This is a genomic window from Actinomadura sp. J1-007, assembly GCF_009793335.1.
GTDB classification, from domain to species: domain Bacteria; phylum Actinomycetota; class Actinomycetes; order Streptosporangiales; family Streptosporangiaceae; genus Spirillospora; species Spirillospora yumaensis.
Map to the genome: position 1 here is coordinate 3,252,515 of NZ_WING01000001.1, position 18,776 is coordinate 3,271,290.

Annotated in this window: 16 protein-coding genes, 1 tRNA gene and 1 pseudogene; 12 read left to right on the plus strand and 6 right to left on the minus strand. The window is 72.3% G+C overall.

Features of this window, described 5'->3' with window-relative positions:
- The first annotated feature begins 64 nt into the window (after window positions 1-64).
- On the plus strand, window positions 65-1,207 hold the full coding sequence (locus GEV43_RS14780) for a serine hydrolase (protein WP_241682913.1): 1,143 nt from the start codon (window positions 65-67) through the stop codon (window positions 1,205-1,207).
- A gap of 38 nt (window positions 1,208-1,245) precedes the next feature.
- Here GEV43_RS14780 and GEV43_RS14785 read toward each other — a convergent pair whose 3' ends face one another.
- The 3 genes from GEV43_RS14785 to GEV43_RS14795 form a co-directional block, all read right to left on the minus strand.
- Complete coding sequence (locus tag GEV43_RS14785; RefSeq protein WP_160821189.1) at window positions 1,246-1,602, minus strand: hypothetical protein; 357 nt, start codon at window positions 1,600-1,602, stop codon at window positions 1,246-1,248.
- Between the two features lie 133 nt (window positions 1,603-1,735).
- The gene (locus GEV43_RS14790) at window positions 1,736-2,149 is read right to left on the minus strand and encodes a nuclear transport factor 2 family protein (RefSeq protein ID WP_160821190.1); all 414 of its coding nucleotides are present in this window, start codon (window positions 2,147-2,149) and stop codon (window positions 1,736-1,738) included.
- 16 nt (window positions 2,150-2,165) lie between these two features.
- Window positions 2,166-2,624 carry a MarR family winged helix-turn-helix transcriptional regulator gene (locus GEV43_RS14795; protein ID WP_160821191.1) on the minus strand — a complete coding sequence of 153 codons (459 nt, stop codon included), beginning with the start codon at window positions 2,622-2,624 and terminating at the stop codon, window positions 2,166-2,168.
- A 108-nt stretch (window positions 2,625-2,732) separates the two neighbouring features.
- On the opposite strand from GEV43_RS14795, the gene GEV43_RS14800 reads away from it, so the two are divergent.
- The gene (locus GEV43_RS14800; RefSeq protein WP_160821192.1) at window positions 2,733-3,227 is read left to right on the plus strand and encodes a MarR family winged helix-turn-helix transcriptional regulator; all 495 of its coding nucleotides are present in this window, start codon (window positions 2,733-2,735) and stop codon (window positions 3,225-3,227) included.
- A gap of 542 nt (window positions 3,228-3,769) precedes the next feature.
- On the opposite strand, the gene GEV43_RS14805 is transcribed toward GEV43_RS14800, so the two are convergent.
- Window positions 3,770-4,096 carry a rhodanese-like domain-containing protein gene (locus tag GEV43_RS14805; RefSeq protein WP_160821193.1) on the minus strand — a complete coding sequence of 109 codons (327 nt, stop codon included), beginning with the start codon at window positions 4,094-4,096 and terminating at the stop codon, window positions 3,770-3,772.
- A 79-nt stretch (window positions 4,097-4,175) separates the two neighbouring features.
- Between GEV43_RS14805 and GEV43_RS14810 the strand changes: the two genes are divergently transcribed.
- Window positions 4,176-4,781, plus strand: coding sequence for a TetR/AcrR family transcriptional regulator (locus GEV43_RS14810; RefSeq protein WP_206681176.1), 606 nt, complete (start codon window positions 4,176-4,178; stop codon window positions 4,779-4,781).
- 421 nt (window positions 4,782-5,202) lie between these two features.
- Here GEV43_RS14810 and GEV43_RS14815 read toward each other — a convergent pair whose 3' ends face one another.
- Window positions 5,203-5,775, minus strand: a complete 573-nt coding sequence (locus GEV43_RS14815; RefSeq protein WP_160821195.1) for a TetR/AcrR family transcriptional regulator — start codon at window positions 5,773-5,775, stop codon at window positions 5,203-5,205.
- Between the two features lie 55 nt (window positions 5,776-5,830).
- On the opposite strand from GEV43_RS14815, the gene GEV43_RS14820 reads away from it, so the two are divergent.
- The 3 genes from GEV43_RS14820 to GEV43_RS14830 all read left to right on the plus strand — a co-directional run bounded on the left by GEV43_RS14820 (window position 5,831) and on the right by GEV43_RS14830 (window position 10,573).
- Window positions 5,831-6,970, plus strand: coding sequence for an MFS transporter (locus GEV43_RS14820; protein WP_160821196.1), 1,140 nt, complete (start codon window positions 5,831-5,833; stop codon window positions 6,968-6,970).
- 251 nt (window positions 6,971-7,221) lie between these two features.
- Complete coding sequence (locus GEV43_RS14825; protein ID WP_375539043.1) at window positions 7,222-7,995, plus strand: ABC transporter ATP-binding protein; 774 nt, start codon at window positions 7,222-7,224, stop codon at window positions 7,993-7,995.
- Between the two features lies 1 nt (window position 7,996).
- Window positions 7,997-10,573: an FtsX-like permease family protein gene (locus GEV43_RS14830; RefSeq protein WP_160821197.1), complete on the plus strand. Its 2,577-nt coding sequence runs from the start codon at window positions 7,997-7,999 to the stop codon at window positions 10,571-10,573.
- 290 nt (window positions 10,574-10,863) lie between these two features.
- Here GEV43_RS14830 and GEV43_RS14835 read toward each other — a convergent pair.
- Window positions 10,864-10,946 (minus strand) — tRNA-Leu (locus tag GEV43_RS14835).
- A gap of 137 nt (window positions 10,947-11,083) precedes the next feature.
- On the opposite strand from GEV43_RS14835, the gene GEV43_RS14840 reads away from it, so the two are divergent.
- The 6 genes and pseudogenes from GEV43_RS14840 to GEV43_RS14865 all read left to right on the plus strand — a co-directional run bounded on the left by GEV43_RS14840 (window position 11,084) and on the right by GEV43_RS14865 (window position 18,760).
- Window positions 11,084-11,839 carry a DUF3662 and FHA domain-containing protein gene (locus tag GEV43_RS14840; RefSeq protein WP_160821198.1) on the plus strand — a complete coding sequence of 252 codons (756 nt, stop codon included), beginning with the start codon at window positions 11,084-11,086 and terminating at the stop codon, window positions 11,837-11,839.
- 11 nt (window positions 11,840-11,850) lie between these two features.
- Window positions 11,851-12,345 (plus strand): FHA domain-containing protein, encoded by a 495-nt coding sequence (locus GEV43_RS14845; RefSeq protein WP_160821199.1) that lies wholly within the window; start codon window positions 11,851-11,853, stop codon window positions 12,343-12,345.
- Complete coding sequence (locus tag GEV43_RS14850) at window positions 12,342-14,015, plus strand: Stp1/IreP family PP2C-type Ser/Thr phosphatase (RefSeq protein ID WP_160821200.1); 1,674 nt, start codon at window positions 12,342-12,344, stop codon at window positions 14,013-14,015. The genes GEV43_RS14845 and GEV43_RS14850 overlap by 4 nt, the downstream gene beginning before the upstream one ends.
- A pseudogene (locus GEV43_RS14855) lies at window positions 13,922-15,566 on the plus strand (FtsW/RodA/SpoVE family cell cycle protein). The gene GEV43_RS14850 and the pseudogene GEV43_RS14855 overlap by 94 nt, the downstream one beginning before the upstream one ends.
- 15 nt (window positions 15,567-15,581) lie before the next feature.
- Entirely contained in the window at window positions 15,582-17,048 is a 1,467-nt protein-coding gene (locus tag GEV43_RS14860) for a penicillin-binding protein 2 (protein ID WP_241682914.1), read from the plus strand.
- Window positions 17,045-18,760: a serine/threonine-protein kinase gene (locus tag GEV43_RS14865; protein ID WP_160821202.1), complete on the plus strand. Its 1,716-nt coding sequence runs from the start codon at window positions 17,045-17,047 to the stop codon at window positions 18,758-18,760. Before GEV43_RS14860 ends, GEV43_RS14865 begins: the two co-directional genes overlap by 4 nt.
- Window positions 18,761-18,776: the final 16 nt, after the last annotated feature.

The following is an 18,776-nucleotide window of genomic DNA, read 5'->3' on the forward strand; positions in this document are numbered from 1 at the left end:
CACCGCACACGCAAGGGGATCACACATGAACAAGCAGAGGCGTGCGCTGCGTGGCGCACTCACCATGGCCATCGCAGCCGGCGTCGCGGCGAACGCACTGACCAGCACAGCGCAGGCCGGCACAGCGCAGGCCGGCACCCCGAACGCGGGCCGGGCTCGGCTGCACCAGATCATGGACCGGCTGACCACGGTCGACGGCGGCCCGGGCGCGCTCCTGAACCTGCGGGACCGGCGCGGCACCACGGTGCTGACCAGTGGGATCGCGGACGTGGACAGCCGCGCGCCGATCGCCCGCGACAGCAGGTTCCGGATCGGCAGCATGACCAAGCCGTTCGTGGCCACGGTCGTACTCCAGCTCGTCGGAGAACGGCGCGTCTCGCTCGATTCGGCGGTGGAACGCTACCTGCCCGGCGTCGTCCGCGGGGAAGGCGGCGACGGGCGCAGGATCACCGTCCGCCAGTTGCTCCAGCACACCAGCGGCGTGCCGGACTACCTCACCTACCTGTCCCCGCCGGACATCCTCAAGGACCCGCTCGCCCACCACGACACGCGCGACCTGGTGAACCTCGCGCTCGCCCACCCGCCGACCCTGAAGGAGCCCGGCGAGGGCTGGCGCTACTCCAACACCAACTACCTGCTGGCGGGCATGGTCATCGAGAAGGTGACCGGCCGCACGTGGGCCGAGGAGATCCGCCGGCGCGTCATCGCCCCGCTGAACCTGCGCGACACGTCCGTACCGGGTGACGGCTCGGCGATCCCCGGACCGCACCCGCGCGGGTACGCCCGGCCGGGCAAGGACGCGCCGCTCATCGACATCACCGCGTTCAACCCCTCGGTCGCGGGCGCGAGCGGCGCCATGATCTCCAGCGGGGCCGACTTCAACCGGTTCCTGGGCGCGCTCGTCAACGGCCGGCTGCTGCGCCCGGCCCAGTTGCGGGCGATGATGCGGACCCGCGCGACCGGCGGCTCCGGCGGCCGGGCGTACGGCCTCGGACTGGAGAGCAGGAGCCTGCCCTGCGGCGGCCTGTACTGGGGCCACGGCGGCGACATCTTCGGGTACGAGACCGCGAGCGGCGCCACGGTCAACGGCGGCCAGGCGACGGTCATGGTGAACGTCGACCCCGGCGGCACGGACGCGCAGAGCGAAGACATGAAGGCCGCCGTCCAGACGGCACTGTGCCAAACCCGGCCGACGGCCTCGCACTAGCGGTCCCGACGCGTCCGAAGCTCAACGAGCCGTTCCGCTCAGCGGCCGGCGGTTTCCGACCCGTTCCACCAGATGAGCAGCAAGACCCCCACTCCGGAAAGGACGAGCGCGACGATGTCCAGCACCACATGCCCCGCACTCTGGCCGGGGTATGTGGTGACCGCGACCATCAGGGCCGTGAACACCACCGAGTACCTGGCCGCCGACCGCCCCGCGACAGCGGCCACCGCCGACACGACGTACAGAAGCAGAACGAGCCAGAACCCGCCGGCGACGACCCAGAGCACCAGAGCCGCGGTGAACAGGACGCCGGCGGCCACGATCACCCAGGCGGGCCGCCCGCCCGGGGCCGGACCGGACACCGAGCCGTTCGGTTCCTTCGATGAGCGGGCCACCGGCAACCTCCACGTCTCCTCGACGAGCCCGGACCGCCCCGGCCCCACGCGCCCGCCATCGTCCCGCCCGAACCCCGGGACCGGTCCCGCCAAGCCCGGCCGGAACGCGGGCACGCCAGATCCCGTCCAGAGATCAGTTCTCGCGCGTCCAGGCGGGCGTGATGCGCACCTCGCGGAGCCGCCAGCCCGCCGGCGTCCGCACAACGGTGCAGGACTGGCGCAGGCCGCCGGTGAAGTGGGGCGCCTGGCCGTCGCGGTAGTAGTGGACGGTCGAGTTCGCCGAGGCGGCCGCCCGGTCGCCGTCGACCTCCACCAGCAGGTCAGTGGTCGTGTGCTGGGTGTGCTGCCCCTCGACCTCACTCCGCCGCATGAACTCGACGACCTCGTCGATGCCCTGGAGCTCTCCCCCGCGCGGTGAGTGCACCACCACATCGTCAGCGAAGACGGCGTCCGCGTCGTCCCAGCGCTTCTCATCGAGCAGGAGCGCGAAGCGGGTGACCAGGTCGGCGATCTCGATACGGTCGGCGATCAATGTGTCCGTGGACATGGCGTCCTCTCTCGTTCTAAGCCGTCTTCGTGGCGGGGTCGGGAGCGGCCAGCACTGCATTGGCCCGTTCCAGGACGATGTTCAGGACGCGGCCGGCGACGGCCAGGTCCTCGGGCGGCAGGTCGCCCCACAGTTCCTGCGTGATCGGGCCGATGGCGGCGCGGACCCGCGTCCAGCGCGCCTGCCCCTCGTCGGTGACCTGAACGCGGCCGCCGCCGTCGCGCAGGAAACCCGCGGCGGTCAGCTCAGCGATACGTTCGGCCACCGAAGCCTGGCTGAACTGCGCGGCACCGCTGACCCGGCGGACGAGCTCGTCCCGGTCGACGGTCCCGCCGCCGGCCACGGTCAGCGTGAGGGTCACCCACTGGGGCTCGGTGATGCCGGTCCCGGCGAGCTGCCGGTCCAGGATCGCGTTGAGCGCCTTCTCGGTCTGACCGATGAGCGCGGTGCCGAACGCCTGGCCTGTGGTCGCCATGACGCCCTCCCCTTCCGTTCCGATGACTAACGTTCATGTCACTAACGTTCGTTCCGTAAACGAACATACGTCGTTAGTCGGACTAACGCAAGGGTTAGGATCGGCGCCATGACCAGAGCCGAAGCCGCGGACATGCCCGACGACGGCGAGTTCAGGACGCCGGAGCGGCTGCGCCGACGGGCCAGTCGCCTGCTGTCGCAGGTGGCCGCGCAGACGGACCGGCTGATCACCGATGGACTGGCCCGCGCCGACGCGCGCAAGTGGCACTACGCCGCCCTCGCCTCGCTGGAGGAGCACGGCCCGGCCAGCCAGGCGACGCTGAGCCGGCGCACCGGCGTCTACCGCAGCGACATGGTCGGCGTCCTCAACGAACTGTCCGAGCGCGGCCTCGTCGAGCGCGCCCTCGACCCCGGCGACCGCCGCCGCAACGTCATCACGATCACCACCCAGGGCCGCCGGCACCTGCACCGCCTCGACAAGGTCCTGGACGACCTCCACGAAGAACTGCTCGCCCCCCTGCGCCCCGCCGAACGCGACCAGTTCGTACGACTACTCACCCGCCTGCTGGACCACCACACCCAGCAGGCACCCCCACCCCCCTGACCCCCCTTGCATGCGCGAACGCCGCCAAGCCGACCACGCACCGCGCACCGCGCGCCCGCGTCGTCCAACCCCAGCCAGTACAGCCTGGCCAGAACCCGCGCCCAGGCCCGCCCGAATCGCCAGGCCACGTTGCAGCCGGCCGGAGCGGTAACGCAAAGACGCCCGAGCGTTCAGCTCGGGCGCCCGATGGCTGGAGTGGGGGCTCAGTAGGCGAACGGCGGCGAGGCCGACGGAACGATGACCAGACACGGCCCCCGCAGAACGTCGTTGATGACCAACTCCCCGATCATTGTTGATGCCGATGCCCAGCGCGAGCTGCTTGACCGAGCCGCCGGAACGCTGCCGTGCGTCGCCCACGCAACCCTGCGGCCGTCACCCCCGAGCCGCTGCCGCCGCCGGAACACTGCGACCGTCACCCACCGGAACATCGCCGCACGTCGCCCCAAGACACTCCCGCCATCGCTCGCCGGGACGCTACGGCCGTCCCCGTCCGGGACGGCGTCGTTCGGCGGGCGATGGCGGTGCGGTGCGGCGAACGGGGGTCAGGCGGACTCGGTGGGGAGGCCGGCGCCTACCCAGTCCTCGATGCCCTCGCGGTACTTGCGCACGGCGGTGTAGCCGAGCTCGGTGAGGCGGTCGGCGACCTGGCCGCTGTTGGGGCAGGCCGGGTTCGAGCAGTAGGTGACGATCGCGGCGTCGCGGTCGGGGAGCAGCGACGGGGCCTGCTCATCCACGTCGGCCCGGACGAGCGGGACGGCGCCGGGCAGGTGCTGCTTGGCGTAGTACTCGCCGCCGAGCGCGTCCACCACGGTGACCGAGCCCGCGTCGATCGCGGCCTTCAGCTCGTCGCGGGTGATGAGTGCGGTCATGGCACAACCTCCTGAGTGAGAACGGACTATAGTCCGGTTCATGGCTCAGGACGATAGCGGACCACAGTCCGCTTCCGCAATGCCGCTCGAACTGCTGCGCACCCCTCCGCCCAAGGAACGGTCCGACGCCGCGCGGAACCGGGCGGCCGTGCTGGACGCCGCCGCGCGGCTCTTCGCCGAACGGGGCGTGGAGGCCGTGACGATGGACCAGGTGGCGACCGCCGCGGGGGTCGGCAAGGGCACGCTGTTCCGGCGCTTCGGCGACAAGGCGGGGCTAGCCGCGGCGCTGCTGGACGCCCGGGAGCGCGTGTTGCAGCAGGCGATCCTGGAGGGACCGCCGCCGCTCGGCCCCGGCGCGCCGAACGCGAAGCGCGCGGTCGCGTTCGTCGACGCCTATCTCGACCACCTGCTGGAGCACGTCGCGCTCGTTCGCATGTCGGAGACGGCGGCGCCCGGGGCCCGGTACCGGATCGGCGCCTACCGGTTCTGGCACCGGCACCTGGCGATCCTGCTGGACGGGACGCCCGACCCTGAGCACGCCTCGCACGCCGTCCTCGCGGCGCTCGCGGCGGAGCACGTGGCGGCGATCCTCCCGGACGTCGGCGAGAAGCGGCTCCGCGCAGGCGTACGACGACTCGTCGCAAGCGTCGCAGCCGCGCCCCCCTGCCAGGAGGACCCTTCCTGACGCAGCCAGCGGCCCGAACGAAACTCGCCCGACCGCCCCCGTGCAGGGCCACGGCCCGTTGAACGTCGGTGCCGGTGCTGGTGCCAGCGCCGGCGCGGGTGCGGGTGCGGGTGCCAGCGCCGGCACGGGTACCGGTGCCAGCGCCGGTGCCGGTGTCGGTGTCGGTGTCGGCGCCGGCGCGGGTGCCGCCCCCGGTGGCCGCGCTCCGTTCGCCAGGTCCTTGGCCGCCTGACGGTAGGGGGCGGCCGAATTCCCAACCGCGACCGGCAGTTCCCTCGCAGCCAGCCCCCGCCTCCGCCTCCTCCTCCGCCTCCTCCTCCGCCGCCGCCTCGTTCGGACGCGGGAGGACCGGGCGGCCGGGCGTCTGGGCAGCTGGCCCGTTCCGTCGGCGGGTCCTGCTGCGGTTCGGCGGGCGGCGGGGTTAGGGGTGGGCGAGGAGGTGGCGGGCGGCGTTGCGGGCGTCCTGTCCTGCGGCTGGGGTTCCGTCGATGGCGGTGACGACGCTGGCGCCCTCGATCAGCAGCAGCAGTTGCCGCGCCGTCGCCGCCGGGTCGGCCAGGTCCAGGCCGTCCAGCCGGTCCTCCAGCAGCGCGCGGTACCGGACGAGGTGGCGGCGCGCGATGGCGGCGATCTCGACGTCCGCGCGGGTGTCGGTGACGGTGTTGACGACGGCGCACCCGTGGTAGTCGGGCTGCGCGAACCAGTCGATGAGCAGGTCGAAGACCGCCAGCACCCGTTCGGGCCCGGGGGGCGCGGACGCCGTCTCGCGGTCGAGCCAGGCTTGGATGCGGTCGCTGTGGTCGGTGAGCATGGCCTGCACGAGCCGTTCCTTGGACGGGAAGTAGCGGTACAGGCTGAGCTTGGACGCGCTCGCCCGCGCGGCGATCTCGTTGACGCCGACGGCGTGGACGCCGCGCTCGTAGAACAGTTCGGCGGCCGCTCCCAGGATCCGCGCGCGGGTGGCGGCCTGGCCCGCCGACATCGTCTCGGCCATGGCCACAGGGTACCGGGTTGTACTGTCACAGTACAGAACTGTACTGTCTTGCCGCATGGACGACTCGGTGCCGATACGGCGACTCTGGACGGCGGTCCTCTGCGGCTACCTCGCGCTCGGCGCGACGTTGCAGGAACTCCCCGGTTACGTGACCGACGACATGGGCCGGGGCACCGCGACGGCGGCGCTGGCCGTCGGCGCCGCCTTCGCCGCGACCGCGCTCGTCCGCCCGTTCGCCGGACGCGCCGGGGACGCCGGCCTGGCCCGTCCGGTGGTGATGGCGGGCGGCGCGCTCACCGCCGCCGGCGCCGTCGGCCATCTGCTCGCCCCGAACCTCGCGGTGCTGCTCGCCGCCCGGCTGGTCATGGGCGCGGGCGAGGCGGCCCTGTTCTCCGGCGCCGTGCCCTGGGTCCTCGCCGGGGCCACCGGCGACCGGAGGGGACGGCTGACGGGATGGTTCGGGCTGTCGATGTGGGGCGGGCTGTCCGCCGGCCCCGTGCTGGCCGTCCTCGTCCACCGGCTCGGCGGCGCCGACGCCGTCTGGTGGACGGTCGTGGCCCTGCCGGTCGTGTCGAGCGCCCTCGTCGCCACGACCCGTTCGCGGCAGGAGCGGCGGCCGGGCTCCTGGCACGACCTGCTGCCCGGCGGCGCGGGCCTGCCGGGGCTGTGCCTCGGCCTCGCCGCCTACGGCTACGGCACCCTGACCGCGCTGCTCGTCCTCTACCTCAGCGACCGGCACATCGGCGGGCAGCAGGCGGGACTGGCGATGTTCGCGGTGCCGTTCCTGATCTCGCGCTCGGCGGGCAGCCCCCTCGTGGACCGGTACGGCGGGGCCGCCGTCGCCCGCGTCGTCCTGCTTGTCGAGGCGGCGGGCCTGGCCGTCCTCACGGCCGCGACCTCCGAACCCGTCGCGCTCGCCGGCGTCGCCGTCACCGGCGCGGGGCTCGGCCTCGTCTACCCCTGCACGACCACGATCACCCTCGGCCGCACGGGGGCGCTCCGGCCCGGCGCCGCGGTCGGCACGATGACGTCCTTCTGGGACCTCGGCATCCTCGCCGCCGGACCCCTCGGCGGCCAGATCGCCGCGAACCTCGGATACCGGACCGCCTTCGCCGCCGCCATCGCCGCGACCCTCGCTGCCCTCGCCACGGCCGCCGTCCTCGGCCCCCGCCGAACGGTCAGCCCAGCGGCCTAACGACCCCGGAACGCCGTCCCGTCCACCTGGTCCCGCGCCGCGCGCCCCCGCGCGGCGCGGGACTCACGCATGAACGCGTCGCTGCGGCGGAGGACCGAGCACGGCGTTGCCGTCCCGCCCGACAAGGAACGCGACCCTGATCGGACCCTGATCCCTCTTACGGGTGAGGCGGAACAAGGATCACTCGATATAGTCTCAGATAAGATTATCTTGAGTGCTTCCCCCCTTCGCCGTTCGATCAGGAGACGTTCATGCCGGACGAGCAGACCCGCGACCGGGTCATGACCGACGAGCAGGCCCGCGATCCCGTGCTGACCGCCACCGCCGTGACGAAGTCCTACGGCTCCGGCGACGCCGCGGTGCCCGCGCTGCGGGGCGTCTCGGCCGCGTTCGGCCGCGGCCGGTTCACCGCGATCATGGGGCCGTCCGGCTCCGGCAAGTCGACCTTCCTGCACTGCCTGGCGGGGCTGGACACCGTGACGTCCGGCACCGTGATCATCGGCGGGACCGACATCACCGCCCTGTCGCGCGCCCGGCTCGCCGAGCTGCGCCGCGACCGGATCGGCTTCGTCTTCCAGTCGTTCAACCTGCTGCCGATGCTGACCGCCGAGGAGAACATCCGGCTCACCGGGCGGCTGGCGGGCCGCCGCGCCGACGGGCGGTGGTTCGACACGGTCGTGGACGCGCTCGGGCTGCGCGAACGGCTCGGCCACCGCCCCGCGGAGATGTCCGGCGGCCAGCAGCAGCGGGTCGCCGTGGCACGGGCCCTGCTGACCCGTCCGGAGGTGCTGTTCGCGGACGAGCCGACCGGCAACCTGGACTCCCGCTCCGGCGCGGAGGTGCTCGGCTTCCTGCGCGCCGCCGTCGACACCTACCGGCAGACGGTGATCATGGTGACGCACGACCCGGCGGCCGCCGCGCGCGCCGACCGGGTGCTGTTCCTCGCCGACGGGACGATCGCCGGCGAGCTGGCCGCGCCCACCATCGACGCCGTCCACGCGCGCATGCGCGGGATGGAGGGCTGACGTGGGCAACGCCCTGTGGCTCATCGCGCGCCGCTCGTTCGCCGACGGCTGGGTGCGGCTGACCGCCACGCTGCTGGCCGCGCTCGGATCGGTCGCGCTCATCGCGGGCTCGCTCCAGTTCGCGCTGCGCACGCAGGACGCGGTGTCGGGCAGCGACGCGAGCGAGTACCACCGCGCCGACGTGCTCGTGCGGGGCGGGACGGCGGACCCGGACGACCCGTACGCGCCGTCCGACGGCCGGATCCGCGCGGACGCGATCGCGTCCCGACCCGGAGTGGCGGCGGCCGCCGGGGACGCCGCCGTGCCCGTGACGGCGGCCCGCCCCGACGGGAAGCCGATCACGGCGTCGGCCGAGGGCCGCACGCTGCTGCGTCCCTGGGTGGCCGACCCGCGGCTGAACCCGTACCGGCTGGAGGACGGCCGCGCCCCCGCGGCCGACGGCGAAGTGGTGATCGTCCGGCACATGGCGCGGGCCGGGAAGCTGCGCCCCGGCGACACCCTGACCCTGACGCTGCCCCGCGAGACGCGCCGGATGCGGGTCGCCGGAATTGTCACCGTCCAGGGACGCGATGCGGTGGCCGCCGGCGACCTGGTGCTGGCCCCGCCCGAGACCGCCCGGCGCGCCGCCATGCTGCCCCCGGGCAGCTGGCAGAGCGTCTGGCTGAAGGCCGCCCCGGGAACGTCCGCCGAACGGCTACGCGCCGAGCTGGCCGGGTACCTGGGCGGCGCGGCCACCGTGAGCACCGCCGAGTCGGTACGGCGCGCGCAGGCGGGCGCCGCGGCGAGCGAGGGCGCGTCGGTCGCCGGCGTGATCGGCATGCTCGCCTCCGTGGCGATCTTCGTCGGCCTGTTCGTCGTGGCCAACACCTTCGGCACGCTGGTGCGGCAGCGGACCCGGCGGCTGGCGCTGCTCGGCGCGATCGGCGCCACCCCGCGCCAGGTGGAACGGCTGATCCGGCTGGAGGCGCTGGTGCTCGGCGCGATCGCCTCGGCGGGCGGCGTCGCCGCGGGCTTCCCGATGTCCGCGCTGGTCACCCGGCTGTTCGCGCGGGACGGCTTCGACGTGTCCGCCGCCGGGCCGCAGTTCGGCTGGGTCGCGCTGGGCGTCCCGGCGGCCGCCGGGATCGCGGTCACCCAGGCCGCCGCCTGGCGGGCGGCCCGCCGCGCCGCGGGCATCTCACCCGTGCAGGCGCTGCGCAGCACGGTCGCCGAGCCGCGCGAACGCCGCCTGCCCCGCGTGCTCGCCGCCTCGGCGATCCTCCTCGGCGCGGGGTTCTGGTTCGCGCTCGGCGTCGCCGTCCGCGCCGACGATCCTCCCGGCCAGGACCGCACGTTCGCCGTCTCCCTGATGGTCCTGCTCGGTTCGCTGGCGGCCATGACCGCGCTGGCCGTCCTCACCCCGCTGTTCGTCCGGCCGCTGGGCGGGCTGGTGGGCCGCGTCGGGACGCTCGTCAGCGCCGAGACCGGGTGGCTGGCGCACGCCGCCATCACCCGCAGCCCGCGCCGCGTCTCCTCCGCCGCCTCGTCGCTGATGCTGGGCGTCGCGCTGGTCTCGTCCGTCGCGCTCGTGACGCTGTCCGTCCACGACCGCTTCGAGGAGGCGGGACGGGAGGTCATGGCGGCCGAGCACGCGGTCGCCGCGACCGCCAGGACCGCCGAGGGCGCCCCCGCGCCGCTGTCCCGGGACGTGGCGGCGCGGATCGCGACCGCGCCGGGCGTCTCGCGGACGGCCGCGCTGACCCGGACGGAGGTCAAGCTGGTGTCGGCCGAGGAGCCCGAGCCGTTCCGCTTCCTCATCACGGGCGCCGAACAGACCGGGCTGCGCGACGTCCTACAACTGGGCGGCCGACCACGCGCGCTCCGTCCCGGGCAGATCGCGCTGTCGTCGAACGTCATGAAGGAGCGCGGACTCCGGCGCGGCCAGCAGATCGTCGTACGGGGCGCACAGGGCCGGACCGCGCTCACCGTGGCGGACGCCTACCACGACCCGTCCCACCTCTTCGCCGAGCAGGCGCTCGTGGCACCCGCGACGATGGACGCACTCGACGCCAACGCGGCGACCCAGGTCGTCCTCGTCCGGGGCGGCACCCCGGACGCCCTGGCGCGCGCGCTGGCTGGAGCCCCCGGCGTACGGGTCCTCGACCGCGACGCGTACGTGTCGGAGGCGTCGGCCTCACTCACCCGGGCGCTGCGCGCGACGTACGGCTTCGTCGGCATGGCGCTCCTGCTCGCGCTGTTCGGGATGGCGACCACGGTGTCGATGAGCATCACCGAACGGACCAGGGAGTTCGGCCTGCTCGGCGCCGTGGGCGCCACCGTGCGACAGATCCGCTCGATCGTCCGCTGGGAGGCGGCCACCGTGGTCGTGCTCGGCACGGTCCTCGGCTTCGCGGTCGCGCTGGGGACGCTGACGCTGCTGCACGTGACGACCGGCAGCTCGTTCCTGCGCCCGATCCCGCCCTGGTGGCTGCTCCCGCTCGTCGCGGCGGGCGCGGCGACGGCAACGCTGGCGATCTCGTCACTCCCCGGACGCCGCGCCGCAGCCGTCCCCGTCCTCACAGCCGCCAAAACCGAGTAACCCACCCAAGCACTAACCATCACGAAGAGAAGACCGAAACCCCACAGGGGCAAGCCACGCAGCCCCAGAGGGGGGCAAGGGGCACAGCCCCAGAGGGGGGCAAGGGGCACAGCCCCAGAGGGGGGGCAAGGGACGCAGCCCCAGAGGGGGCAAGGGCGAAGCCCCAAAGGGGGGCGCGGGGGCGAAGCCCCCCGCATCCGGGGGTTCCAGGGGGTCGCCCCCTGGGCAGAATGACGAAGGAGTGGCGGGGAAGGAGCAAAGCTCCGACCACACCACTCCCAACTCAGAAGTGGGCGAGGAGGGATTTGAACCCTCACATCCTTTCGGACACACGGACCTGAACCGTGCGCGTCTGCCGTTCCGCCACCCGCCCTAGGGTGTAGCGCCCCTGGGTGGCCCCCAGGTGCGTGAAAAAGGCTAGCACGGTCCGAGCAGTGGTTAGGTACTCAGATACTTCGAGCGAACCTTCACACCGATACGATCGTCTACCAGTGGGGAGAGGAGGTGCCCGTGGGCGTCATTCAGCGCTTCGAGCGACGGCTCGAGGGCATGGTCGAAGGAGCCTTCGCCCGTGCCTTCAAGTCAGAGCTACAGCCGGTCGAGGTGGCCAGTGCTGTGCAGCGCGAGATGGACGATCGGGCCGCGATCGTGGCGCAGGGCCGCACGCTGGTTCCGAATGACTTCGTCGTCGAGATCTCCCAGCAGGACGGGCAGCGGCTACAGGTGTACGCCGACAGCCTGAGCCAGGAGCTGGCCAACCTCGCGCGCGAGTACGCGAAGGAGCAGGGGTACTCCTTCGTCGGTCCGGTGCGCGTCCGGTTCGAGAACGCCGGCGATCTCGCCACGGGCATGTTCCGGATCCGTTCCGGTGTGATCCGCGGTTCGACCGTGGAGGGCGGGGAGATCCGCCAGCCGGTCAGCGACGTGCCGCAGGGCGGGCGCGGGGGCGTGTTCGGGGGGCATCCGCGGCTGCTGGTGACGACGGCGATCGAGGGGTCCGACACCACCCAGCGCACCTATGAGATCAACACTCCGGTCACCCTGCTCGGCCGCGGCACGGACTGTGACCTGCGGCTGGTCGACCCGGGGGTGTCCCGGCACCATGCCGAGATCCGTGTAGAAGGTCCCGAAATCGTGCTGGTGGATCTAGGGTCGACCAACGGCTCGTTCGTCAACGGGCAGCCGATCAGGCGGGTGACTCTCGTCGACGGCTCGCGGGTGACGATGGGCCGCACTACCCTTGTGTTCCGCCGCGATAGGGAGTAACCCCGACTCCGATGTCCGAATTCACCCTCACGCTGATCAAGCTGGCGTTCCTAGCGGTGCTCTGGCTCTTCGTCATCGCGGCCGTCGGCGTGATCCGGGCCGACCTGTTCGGCTCGAAGGCCGCCACCAAGGCCGCGACGCGGGCGGCGGCGCCGCCGCGGCCCGCCAAGGCGGCGAAACAGCCCAAGCCGCCCCGTGCCCAGGCGCACGGCGGCGCCCCGACCAAGCTGGTGGTGGTCCAGGGGGAACGGGCGGGCACCGTCATCGATCTGACGGGCGTGCCCATCACGATCGGTCGCGCCAATGACGCCACGCTCATGGTGACCGACGACTACGCTTCGAGCCGGCATGCCCGACTTTATGCGCAGGACGGTCAGTGGATCGTGGAAGATCTCGGCTCGACCAATGGGACCTACCTCGGACGCACGAAGGTCAGCCGGCCGATGCCGGTGCCCCCGGGCGTGCCGGTCCGTATCGGCAAGACCGTGATCGAGCTGCGCAAATGACCCTGGGAATCCGATACGCCGCGCGCTCCGACGTCGGCATGCTGCGCGAGGGCAACGAGGACTCGGCGTACGCGGGGTCGCACCTGCTCGCGGTGGCCGACGGGATGGGCGGGCACGTCGGCGGGGAGATCGCGAGCGCCGCCGCCATCGAGGCGCTGCGCAACCTCGACAAGGACCTTCCCGCGACCGAGCTGCTGGCCGCGCTGGAGCACACGGTCAAGACGGCCAACGACAACCTGCACCGGATCGTGGAGTCCGACCCGGCCCTCCAGGGCATGGGCACGACCCTGACGGCGATGCTGTGGGCGGGCAACCAGGTCGCGCTGGTGCACATCGGCGACTCGCGGGCGTACCTGCTGCGCGACGGGAGCCTGTTCCAGATCACGCACGACCACACGCTGGTGCAGTCGCTGGTGGACGAGGGCCGGATCAGCCCCGAGGAGGCGGCCTCGCATCCGCAGCGGTCGCTGCTGCTGCGGGCGCTCGACGGCCGCGGCGAGGTCGATCCCGACCTGTCCCTGCGCGAGGCGAAGGTCGGCGACCGCTACCTGCTGTGCTCGGACGGCCTGTCGACGGTGGTCACGGCCGAGACGATCTTCCAGGTGCTGACCGACGTCGCCGACCCCGAGCAGGCCGTCCGGCAGCTCATCGACCTGGCCAACCGGGGCGGCGGCCCCGACAACATCACCTGCGTGGTCGCCGACGTCGTCGATCTCGGGCAGCAGCCGCCGGGGATGAGCCCCGGCCACGCGGTCGGCGCCGCCGCCAACGCCTCGCCGCCCGACCCGCAGGGCGGGCCTCCCGGCGCGGCGGCCGGCGGTTCGGTCGACACCCCGGCGGGGCGCGCGGCGCAGTTGCGCGACACGATGCCGCAGCCTCCGGTCGCGGTCGACGAGATGCCGCCGCCCGCGCCGTCCCCGATGAACGAGCCGATGCCGGGCGGGCCGCAGCCGGGCGCGATGCAGGCGGCCCCCGCGGGCCGCCGCCGCGGTCCGCGCCGCTGGACGTGGCTGGTCGTCGTCGCCGGTGTGGTCGTGGTGGGCCTCGCGGCGGGCGGCTTCGCGGCGTTGCAGTACGTGCGCGGCGGCTACTACATCGGCGAGGAGAACGGCCGGGTCGTGCTGTACCGCGGCACCAACGACAAGGTGCCGGGCCTCAGCCTGTCCCGCAAGGCCGCCGCGAAGGACCAGGCCAACCCGCCGATCATGCTGGCCGACCTGCCGCAGGACCGGCAGCAGGACGTGAAGGCCACCTACACCGTCGACGGCCCGTCCGCGCTGAACGAGCTGAAGAACGCGGTGTGCAAGTACGTGCTGTCCGTCGAGAGCGGCAACGTCGTGATCGTCAAGGGCAAGGGCCAGAAGAACTGCCAGGAGAGCAAGGTCAAGAACAGCCAGATCCAGGTGGCCGAGCTGCCGAGCAGCGACGCGACCGCCGTGGGCAGGAACACGCTCGCGTTCATCGGGCAGGCCGCCGCCGAGCAGAAGCTGAAGGAGCTGGGCGAGCACCGCAACGCGTGCAAGACCGCGAAGCCCGCCCGAGCGGCTGCCCGGCCTCGGCCGGAGGACGTTCGTAGATGGCTTCGATCGGCGAGCAGATCAGGGCGCATCTGCCGTACCAGCGGCGCAACGCCGCCTCGCTGGCGCTGCTCATCTTCGCGATGGTGCTGACGCTGTCGGCGTTCGCGGAGGTCGGCCTCGCCCGTGACGGCGACATCCCCTCGGGCCTGTTCGGCTACGGCGGGGCGCTGGCGGTGCTGGCGTTCGCGGCCTATCTCGTGCAGCTCAAGTTCGCGCCGTTCGCCGACCCGCTGCTGCTGCCGCTCGCGGTGGCGCTGAACGGCCTCGGCCTGGCGATGATCTACCGGCTGGACCTGGACACCAGCGAGGACCGCAAGGTCGCCGCGCAGGTCGGCAAGAAGGTCCTCAAGGACGCGGCCGACGCGCCCGGCCAGCTCATGTGGACGTTCGTCGGCATCGCGCTGTTCGTGATCGCCCTGCTGATCATGCGCGACACCGACAAGACCGACGCGCCGCTGTCGTTCACGCCGAAGACCGCGCAGCGCTACACGTACCTGATCGGGCTCGGCGCGGTCATCCTGCTGCTGCTGCCGATCGTGCCGGGCATCGGCGCGGAGATCAACGGCGCGCGGGTGTGGGTGCACCTCGGGCCGTTCTCGGTGCAGCCGGGCGAGTTCGCCAAGCTGCTGCTGGTGGTGTTCTTCGCCGGCTACCTGGTCAACAAGCGGCAGGCGATGTCGCTGATCGGCAAGAAGATCGGCCCGATCAGCCTGCCGCGCGCCCGCGACCTCGGCCCGATCGTGGTGATCTGGCTGTTCTGCCTGGGCGTGCTGTTCATGCAGAAGGACCTCGGCACGGCGCTGCTGTACTTCGGCCTGTTCGTGTCGATGATCTACATCGCGACGCAGCGGGCGTCGTGGGTGATGATCGGCGTCGGGCTGCTCGCGGTCGGCGTGTTCGTGGCGACGCTGCTGCCGTTCATGGGGCACGTCAACCAGCGCATCGACATCTGGCAGAACCCGAAGCCGTACTTCGACGGCGGGTGCCTGCTCGACAACGGCAAGGTCGAGCCGGTCAACCCCGACTCCGACACCTACAAGAAGTACCGGCTCGTCCTCGACACCAAGGCCGCCGAGTACCGCAAGGCGGGCAACGAGGCCGACGCCAAGGCCACCCAGAACATCCAGGCCGGCTACTACGCCTGCTCGCAGCTCGGCGGGGAGTACTCCGACAGCGCCCAGCTCATGAAGGGGCTGTTCGCGCTCGGCCAGGGAGGGGTGCTCGGCACCGGCCTCGGCCAGGGCGAACCGTGGCAGACGCCGCTGTCGTTCTCCGACTTCATCTTCGACTCGATGGGCGAGGAGCTCGGGCTGACCGGGCTGATGGCGCTGCTGCTGATCTACACGCTGATCGTGCAGCGCGGCATGAAGGCCGCGGTGGCCGCGCGGGACCCGTTCCTGAAACTGTTCGCGGGGGCGTCTCGTTCGTCCTCGCGCTCCAGGTCTTCGTGATCGTCGGAGGCGTCACGCGCCTGATCCCGCTGACCGGACTGACCACGCCGTTCCTGTCGCAGGGCGGCTCGTCCCTGATGGCCAACTGGATCCTCATCGCGATCCTGGTCCGGATGAGCCATGACGCGCGCAAGCCCGCCCCCAGGCGATCCAGGACGAAGGCATGACCCAGATCGTGAGCACGAGGTGATCTCACCCCATGAACATGGATAAACCGATCCGCCGGGTCGCGATCTTCGGGTTGCTCCTGTTCTTCGGGCTGATGGCCCAGGTCAACTACGTGCAGGGCAGCCAGGCCGAGAGCCTCCAGAACGACACCAACAACCGGCGCAAGTTCGCCGACGTGTTCAAGCGGCCGCGCGGGAAGATCATCGCGGACGGGCAGATCCTGGTCGACTCGCCGAAGACCGGCAAGGAGAAGTACGGCCGCTCCTACAAGCTCGGGCCGGTGTACTCGCCGGTGACCGGCTACTTCAACGGCTCGCCGAGCAAGATCGAGATGTCGTACAACTCGCTGCTGACCGGCAAGGACACCCGGATCACGCACCAGCGGTGGTTCGACTCGTTCATCGGCAAGAAGCCGGACGGGGCCAACGTCGAGCTGACCCTGAACACGGCGGCGCAGCAGACGGCGTACCAGGCGCTGAAGGGCAACACGAGCCGGCGGGCCGGCGCCGCGGTGATCGACCTGAAGACCGGCGCGGTGCCGGTGCTGGCGTCCTACCCCTCGTTCGACCCGAACGAGGTCGCGCCGCAGAAGGGCGACAAGGGCGGCAAGCGGCTCGCCGAGCTCGACCGCGCGCCCGGCGTGATCAAGCCGCTGATCGACAACGCGATGAGCCAGACGTTCCCGCCGGGCTCGTCGTTCAAGTCGGTGACGGCGGCGGTCGCGATGGAGCAGCTCAACATGAGCAGCTCCACCGTCGTCAACACCGGGCAGCTCATCCTGCCGGAGTCGGGGCGGCCGCTGCCGAACTCGCACGACACCGGCAACTGCGGCAGCCAGGCCCCGCTGCGCGGCGCGTTCGCCGAGTCCTGCAACAGCACGTTCGGCGAGCTGGCGCTGAAGATGGGGATCGAGCAGCTCAACCAGGGCGCGTCGAAGTTCGGGTTCAACCGCAAGCTGGAGATCGAGCCGGACCTGATGACCGCCGAGAGCGACGTGCCGGTGTCGGTGTTCGACCCGAAGACGCAGAAGGACATCCCGACCGGGAAGGACGGCACGGCCCGTTCGGGCATCGGGCAGGAGAACGTGCGGGCGACGCCGCTCCAGATGGCGATGGTCGCGAGCGCGATCGCGCACGACGGCAAGATCATGAAGCCGTACCTGGTGCAGAAGGTCAGGACCAAGGACCAGAGCGAGGTCTACAACGCCACGCCGAAGCTGTACTCGCAGGCCATCACGTCCGACACCGCCGACCAGCTCGCCGACATGATGCGCGCGGTCGTCCAGGAGGGCACCGCGAAGAACCTCCAGGGCAGGAACATCGCGGGCAAGACCGGCACCGCCGAGCAGGGCCCCGGCTTCCCCAACTCCCGCTGGTTCGTCGGGTTCGCCCCGATGGAGAAGCCGCGGTACGCGTTCGCCGTGGTCACCGAGGGCTCGGGCGACGGCGCGACCAACGCCGGCCCGATCGCCGCGTCGATCATGGCGCAGGTGCTGAAGAAGTGAGTCCCGGCCTCGTCCTGAACGACCGGTACCGGCTGCTGGAGCGGCTGGCCACCGGCGGGATGGGCGAGGTCTGGCACGCCGTGGACGAGGCCCTCGCCCGGGACGTCGCGGTGAAGGTGCTGCGGCAGGAGCTCGTCCAGGACGAGTCGGTGCAGGGCCGGTTCCGTTCCGAGGCCCGGTTCGCGGCGGCGCTGCGCCCGCACGGCGGCATCGCGCAGGTGTACGACTTCGGCGAGCACGACGACCGGGCGTACCTGGTGATGGAGCTGGTGCGCGGCGAGCCGCTCGCGGAGATCATGGAACGGGAGGGCGCGATCGCGCCGCCCGCCGTGCTCGACCTCGTCGAGCAGGTCGCCGAGGCGCTGTCGGCGGCGCACGCGGCGGGCATCGTGCACCGCGACGTCAAGCCCGCCAACCTGATGGTCACCGGGGACGGCACCGTCAAGATCACCGACTTCGGGATCGCGCGGCGGCTCGCGATGGCCTCACAGACGCAGACCGGCATGGTGATGGGCACCGCGCACTACATCTCGCCCGAGCAGGCGTCCGGGCAGGAGATCACCCCGGTCGCCGACCTGTACTCGCTCGGCGTGGTGGCGTACGAGTGCCTGACCGGCGAGCCGCCGTTCGACGGCGACACCCCGGTCGAGATCGCGCTGAAGCACGTGCGGGACGCGCCGCCCGACCTGCCCGGCTCCGTTCCGGACGAACTGTGCGAGCTGGTCGCCGACCTGCTGGAGAAGGCCCCGGAGGACCGTCCGGAGGACGCCACCGAGGTCGCCGCCCGAGCCCGTACGATCCGCGGCGCTTCCGGCGCTTCCGGCGCTTCCGCCGCGCCTGGCGCTCCTCGGCGGAACGACGCTTCCCGGCGGAACGGCGGTCCGGGCGCGGGCGGCGGGGCGGGCGCGGCGACCCGGGCCGTCCGCGCCGTTCCGCGTGATGGTGGCAGTGGCGGTAGTGGCAGCAGTGGCGGGCCGGGGGCGACGCGTTCTGGCGCGACTCGGTCGGGGGCGACTCGTTCGGGGGTTGCGCGGTCCGGATCTGTCGGGTTCGGCGCGGTGCGGGCGGGGGCGACGCGGTCCGGTGCGTCCGGGGCGGCGGCCGTCACGTCGCGGAACGGGGCCGGCGGTCCCCCGGCGTCCCTCCTGCGGAGGGGCCGCGACATGATCATCGGTGCGTCCAGGGGCCGGAGGGGGCGGGGGAGGGGATTTGACGGTGGCGGCGCGCCGGATACCCTCACCTCCGGGACGGGCGACCGTGCCACCGGAGCCGGGCAACGACGCACGGCGCTGGCGTACACCTCGGTCGCGGCGGGAGTGCTGATCGTCGGCGCGATCGTCGCGGGCTCCATGTGGCGGGGCCTGGTCCCCGCCGACCTCGTCCGGGACGAGGGGGACAGGCCCGTCCCGTCCGCGCCGGGCGGCGCGGGCGCGCGGGCGACGCTCCGCTCCAGCGCGCCTCCCCTGCACGACGTCGTGCGGCCCGGTTCCCCGGCGGGGAGATCCCCGTCCGGTTCGCATCGCACGTCAACGCCGGGGTCGGTCGAGGCGTCCCCTTCACAGAAGCCAACCAGGAAACCACCGTCCAGGGCGACTCCCACCGCCCCAAAGCCCACACCGGTACCGACGGACAGCGCCACGACTCCGTCAACTCCGAGCCCGGGTCCCTCGCCCACCGATAGCGGGGGACTAGGTTCGGAGGACAAGGTGTAGACGTACGAGGGAAAGT

Excerpts from the sequence above, each read along its gene's own strand:
- GEV43_RS14810 (WP_206681176.1), top strand. The coding sequence starts at position 4,176 with ATGCCGCTCGAACTGCTGCGCACCCCTCCGCCCAAGGAACGGTCCGAC.
- GEV43_RS14795 (WP_160821191.1), bottom strand. The coding sequence starts at position 2,624 with ATGGCGACCACAGGCCAGGCGTTCGGCACCGCGCTCATCGGTCAGACC.
- GEV43_RS14790 (WP_160821190.1), bottom strand. The coding sequence starts at position 2,149 with ATGTCCACGGACACATTGATCGCCGACCGTATCGAGATCGCCGACCTG.
- GEV43_RS14815 (WP_160821195.1), bottom strand. The coding sequence starts at position 5,775 with ATGGCCGAGACGATGTCGGCGGGCCAGGCCGCCACCCGCGCGCGGATC.
- GEV43_RS14825 (WP_375539043.1), top strand. The coding sequence starts at position 7,222 with ATGCCGGACGAGCAGACCCGCGACCGGGTCATGACCGACGAGCAGGCC.
- GEV43_RS14860 (WP_241682914.1), top strand. The coding sequence starts at position 15,582 with ATGGATAAACCGATCCGCCGGGTCGCGATCTTCGGGTTGCTCCTGTTC.
- GEV43_RS14805 (WP_160821193.1), bottom strand. The coding sequence starts at position 4,096 with ATGACCGCACTCATCACCCGCGACGAGCTGAAGGCCGCGATCGACGCG.
- GEV43_RS14845 (WP_160821199.1), top strand. The coding sequence starts at position 11,851 with ATGTCCGAATTCACCCTCACGCTGATCAAGCTGGCGTTCCTAGCGGTG.
- GEV43_RS14780 (WP_241682913.1), top strand. The coding sequence starts at position 65 with ATGGCCATCGCAGCCGGCGTCGCGGCGAACGCACTGACCAGCACAGCG.
- GEV43_RS14820 (WP_160821196.1), top strand. The coding sequence starts at position 5,831 with ATGGACGACTCGGTGCCGATACGGCGACTCTGGACGGCGGTCCTCTGC.
- GEV43_RS14850 (WP_160821200.1), top strand. The coding sequence starts at position 12,342 with ATGACCCTGGGAATCCGATACGCCGCGCGCTCCGACGTCGGCATGCTG.
- GEV43_RS14800 (WP_160821192.1), top strand. The coding sequence starts at position 2,733 with ATGACCAGAGCCGAAGCCGCGGACATGCCCGACGACGGCGAGTTCAGG.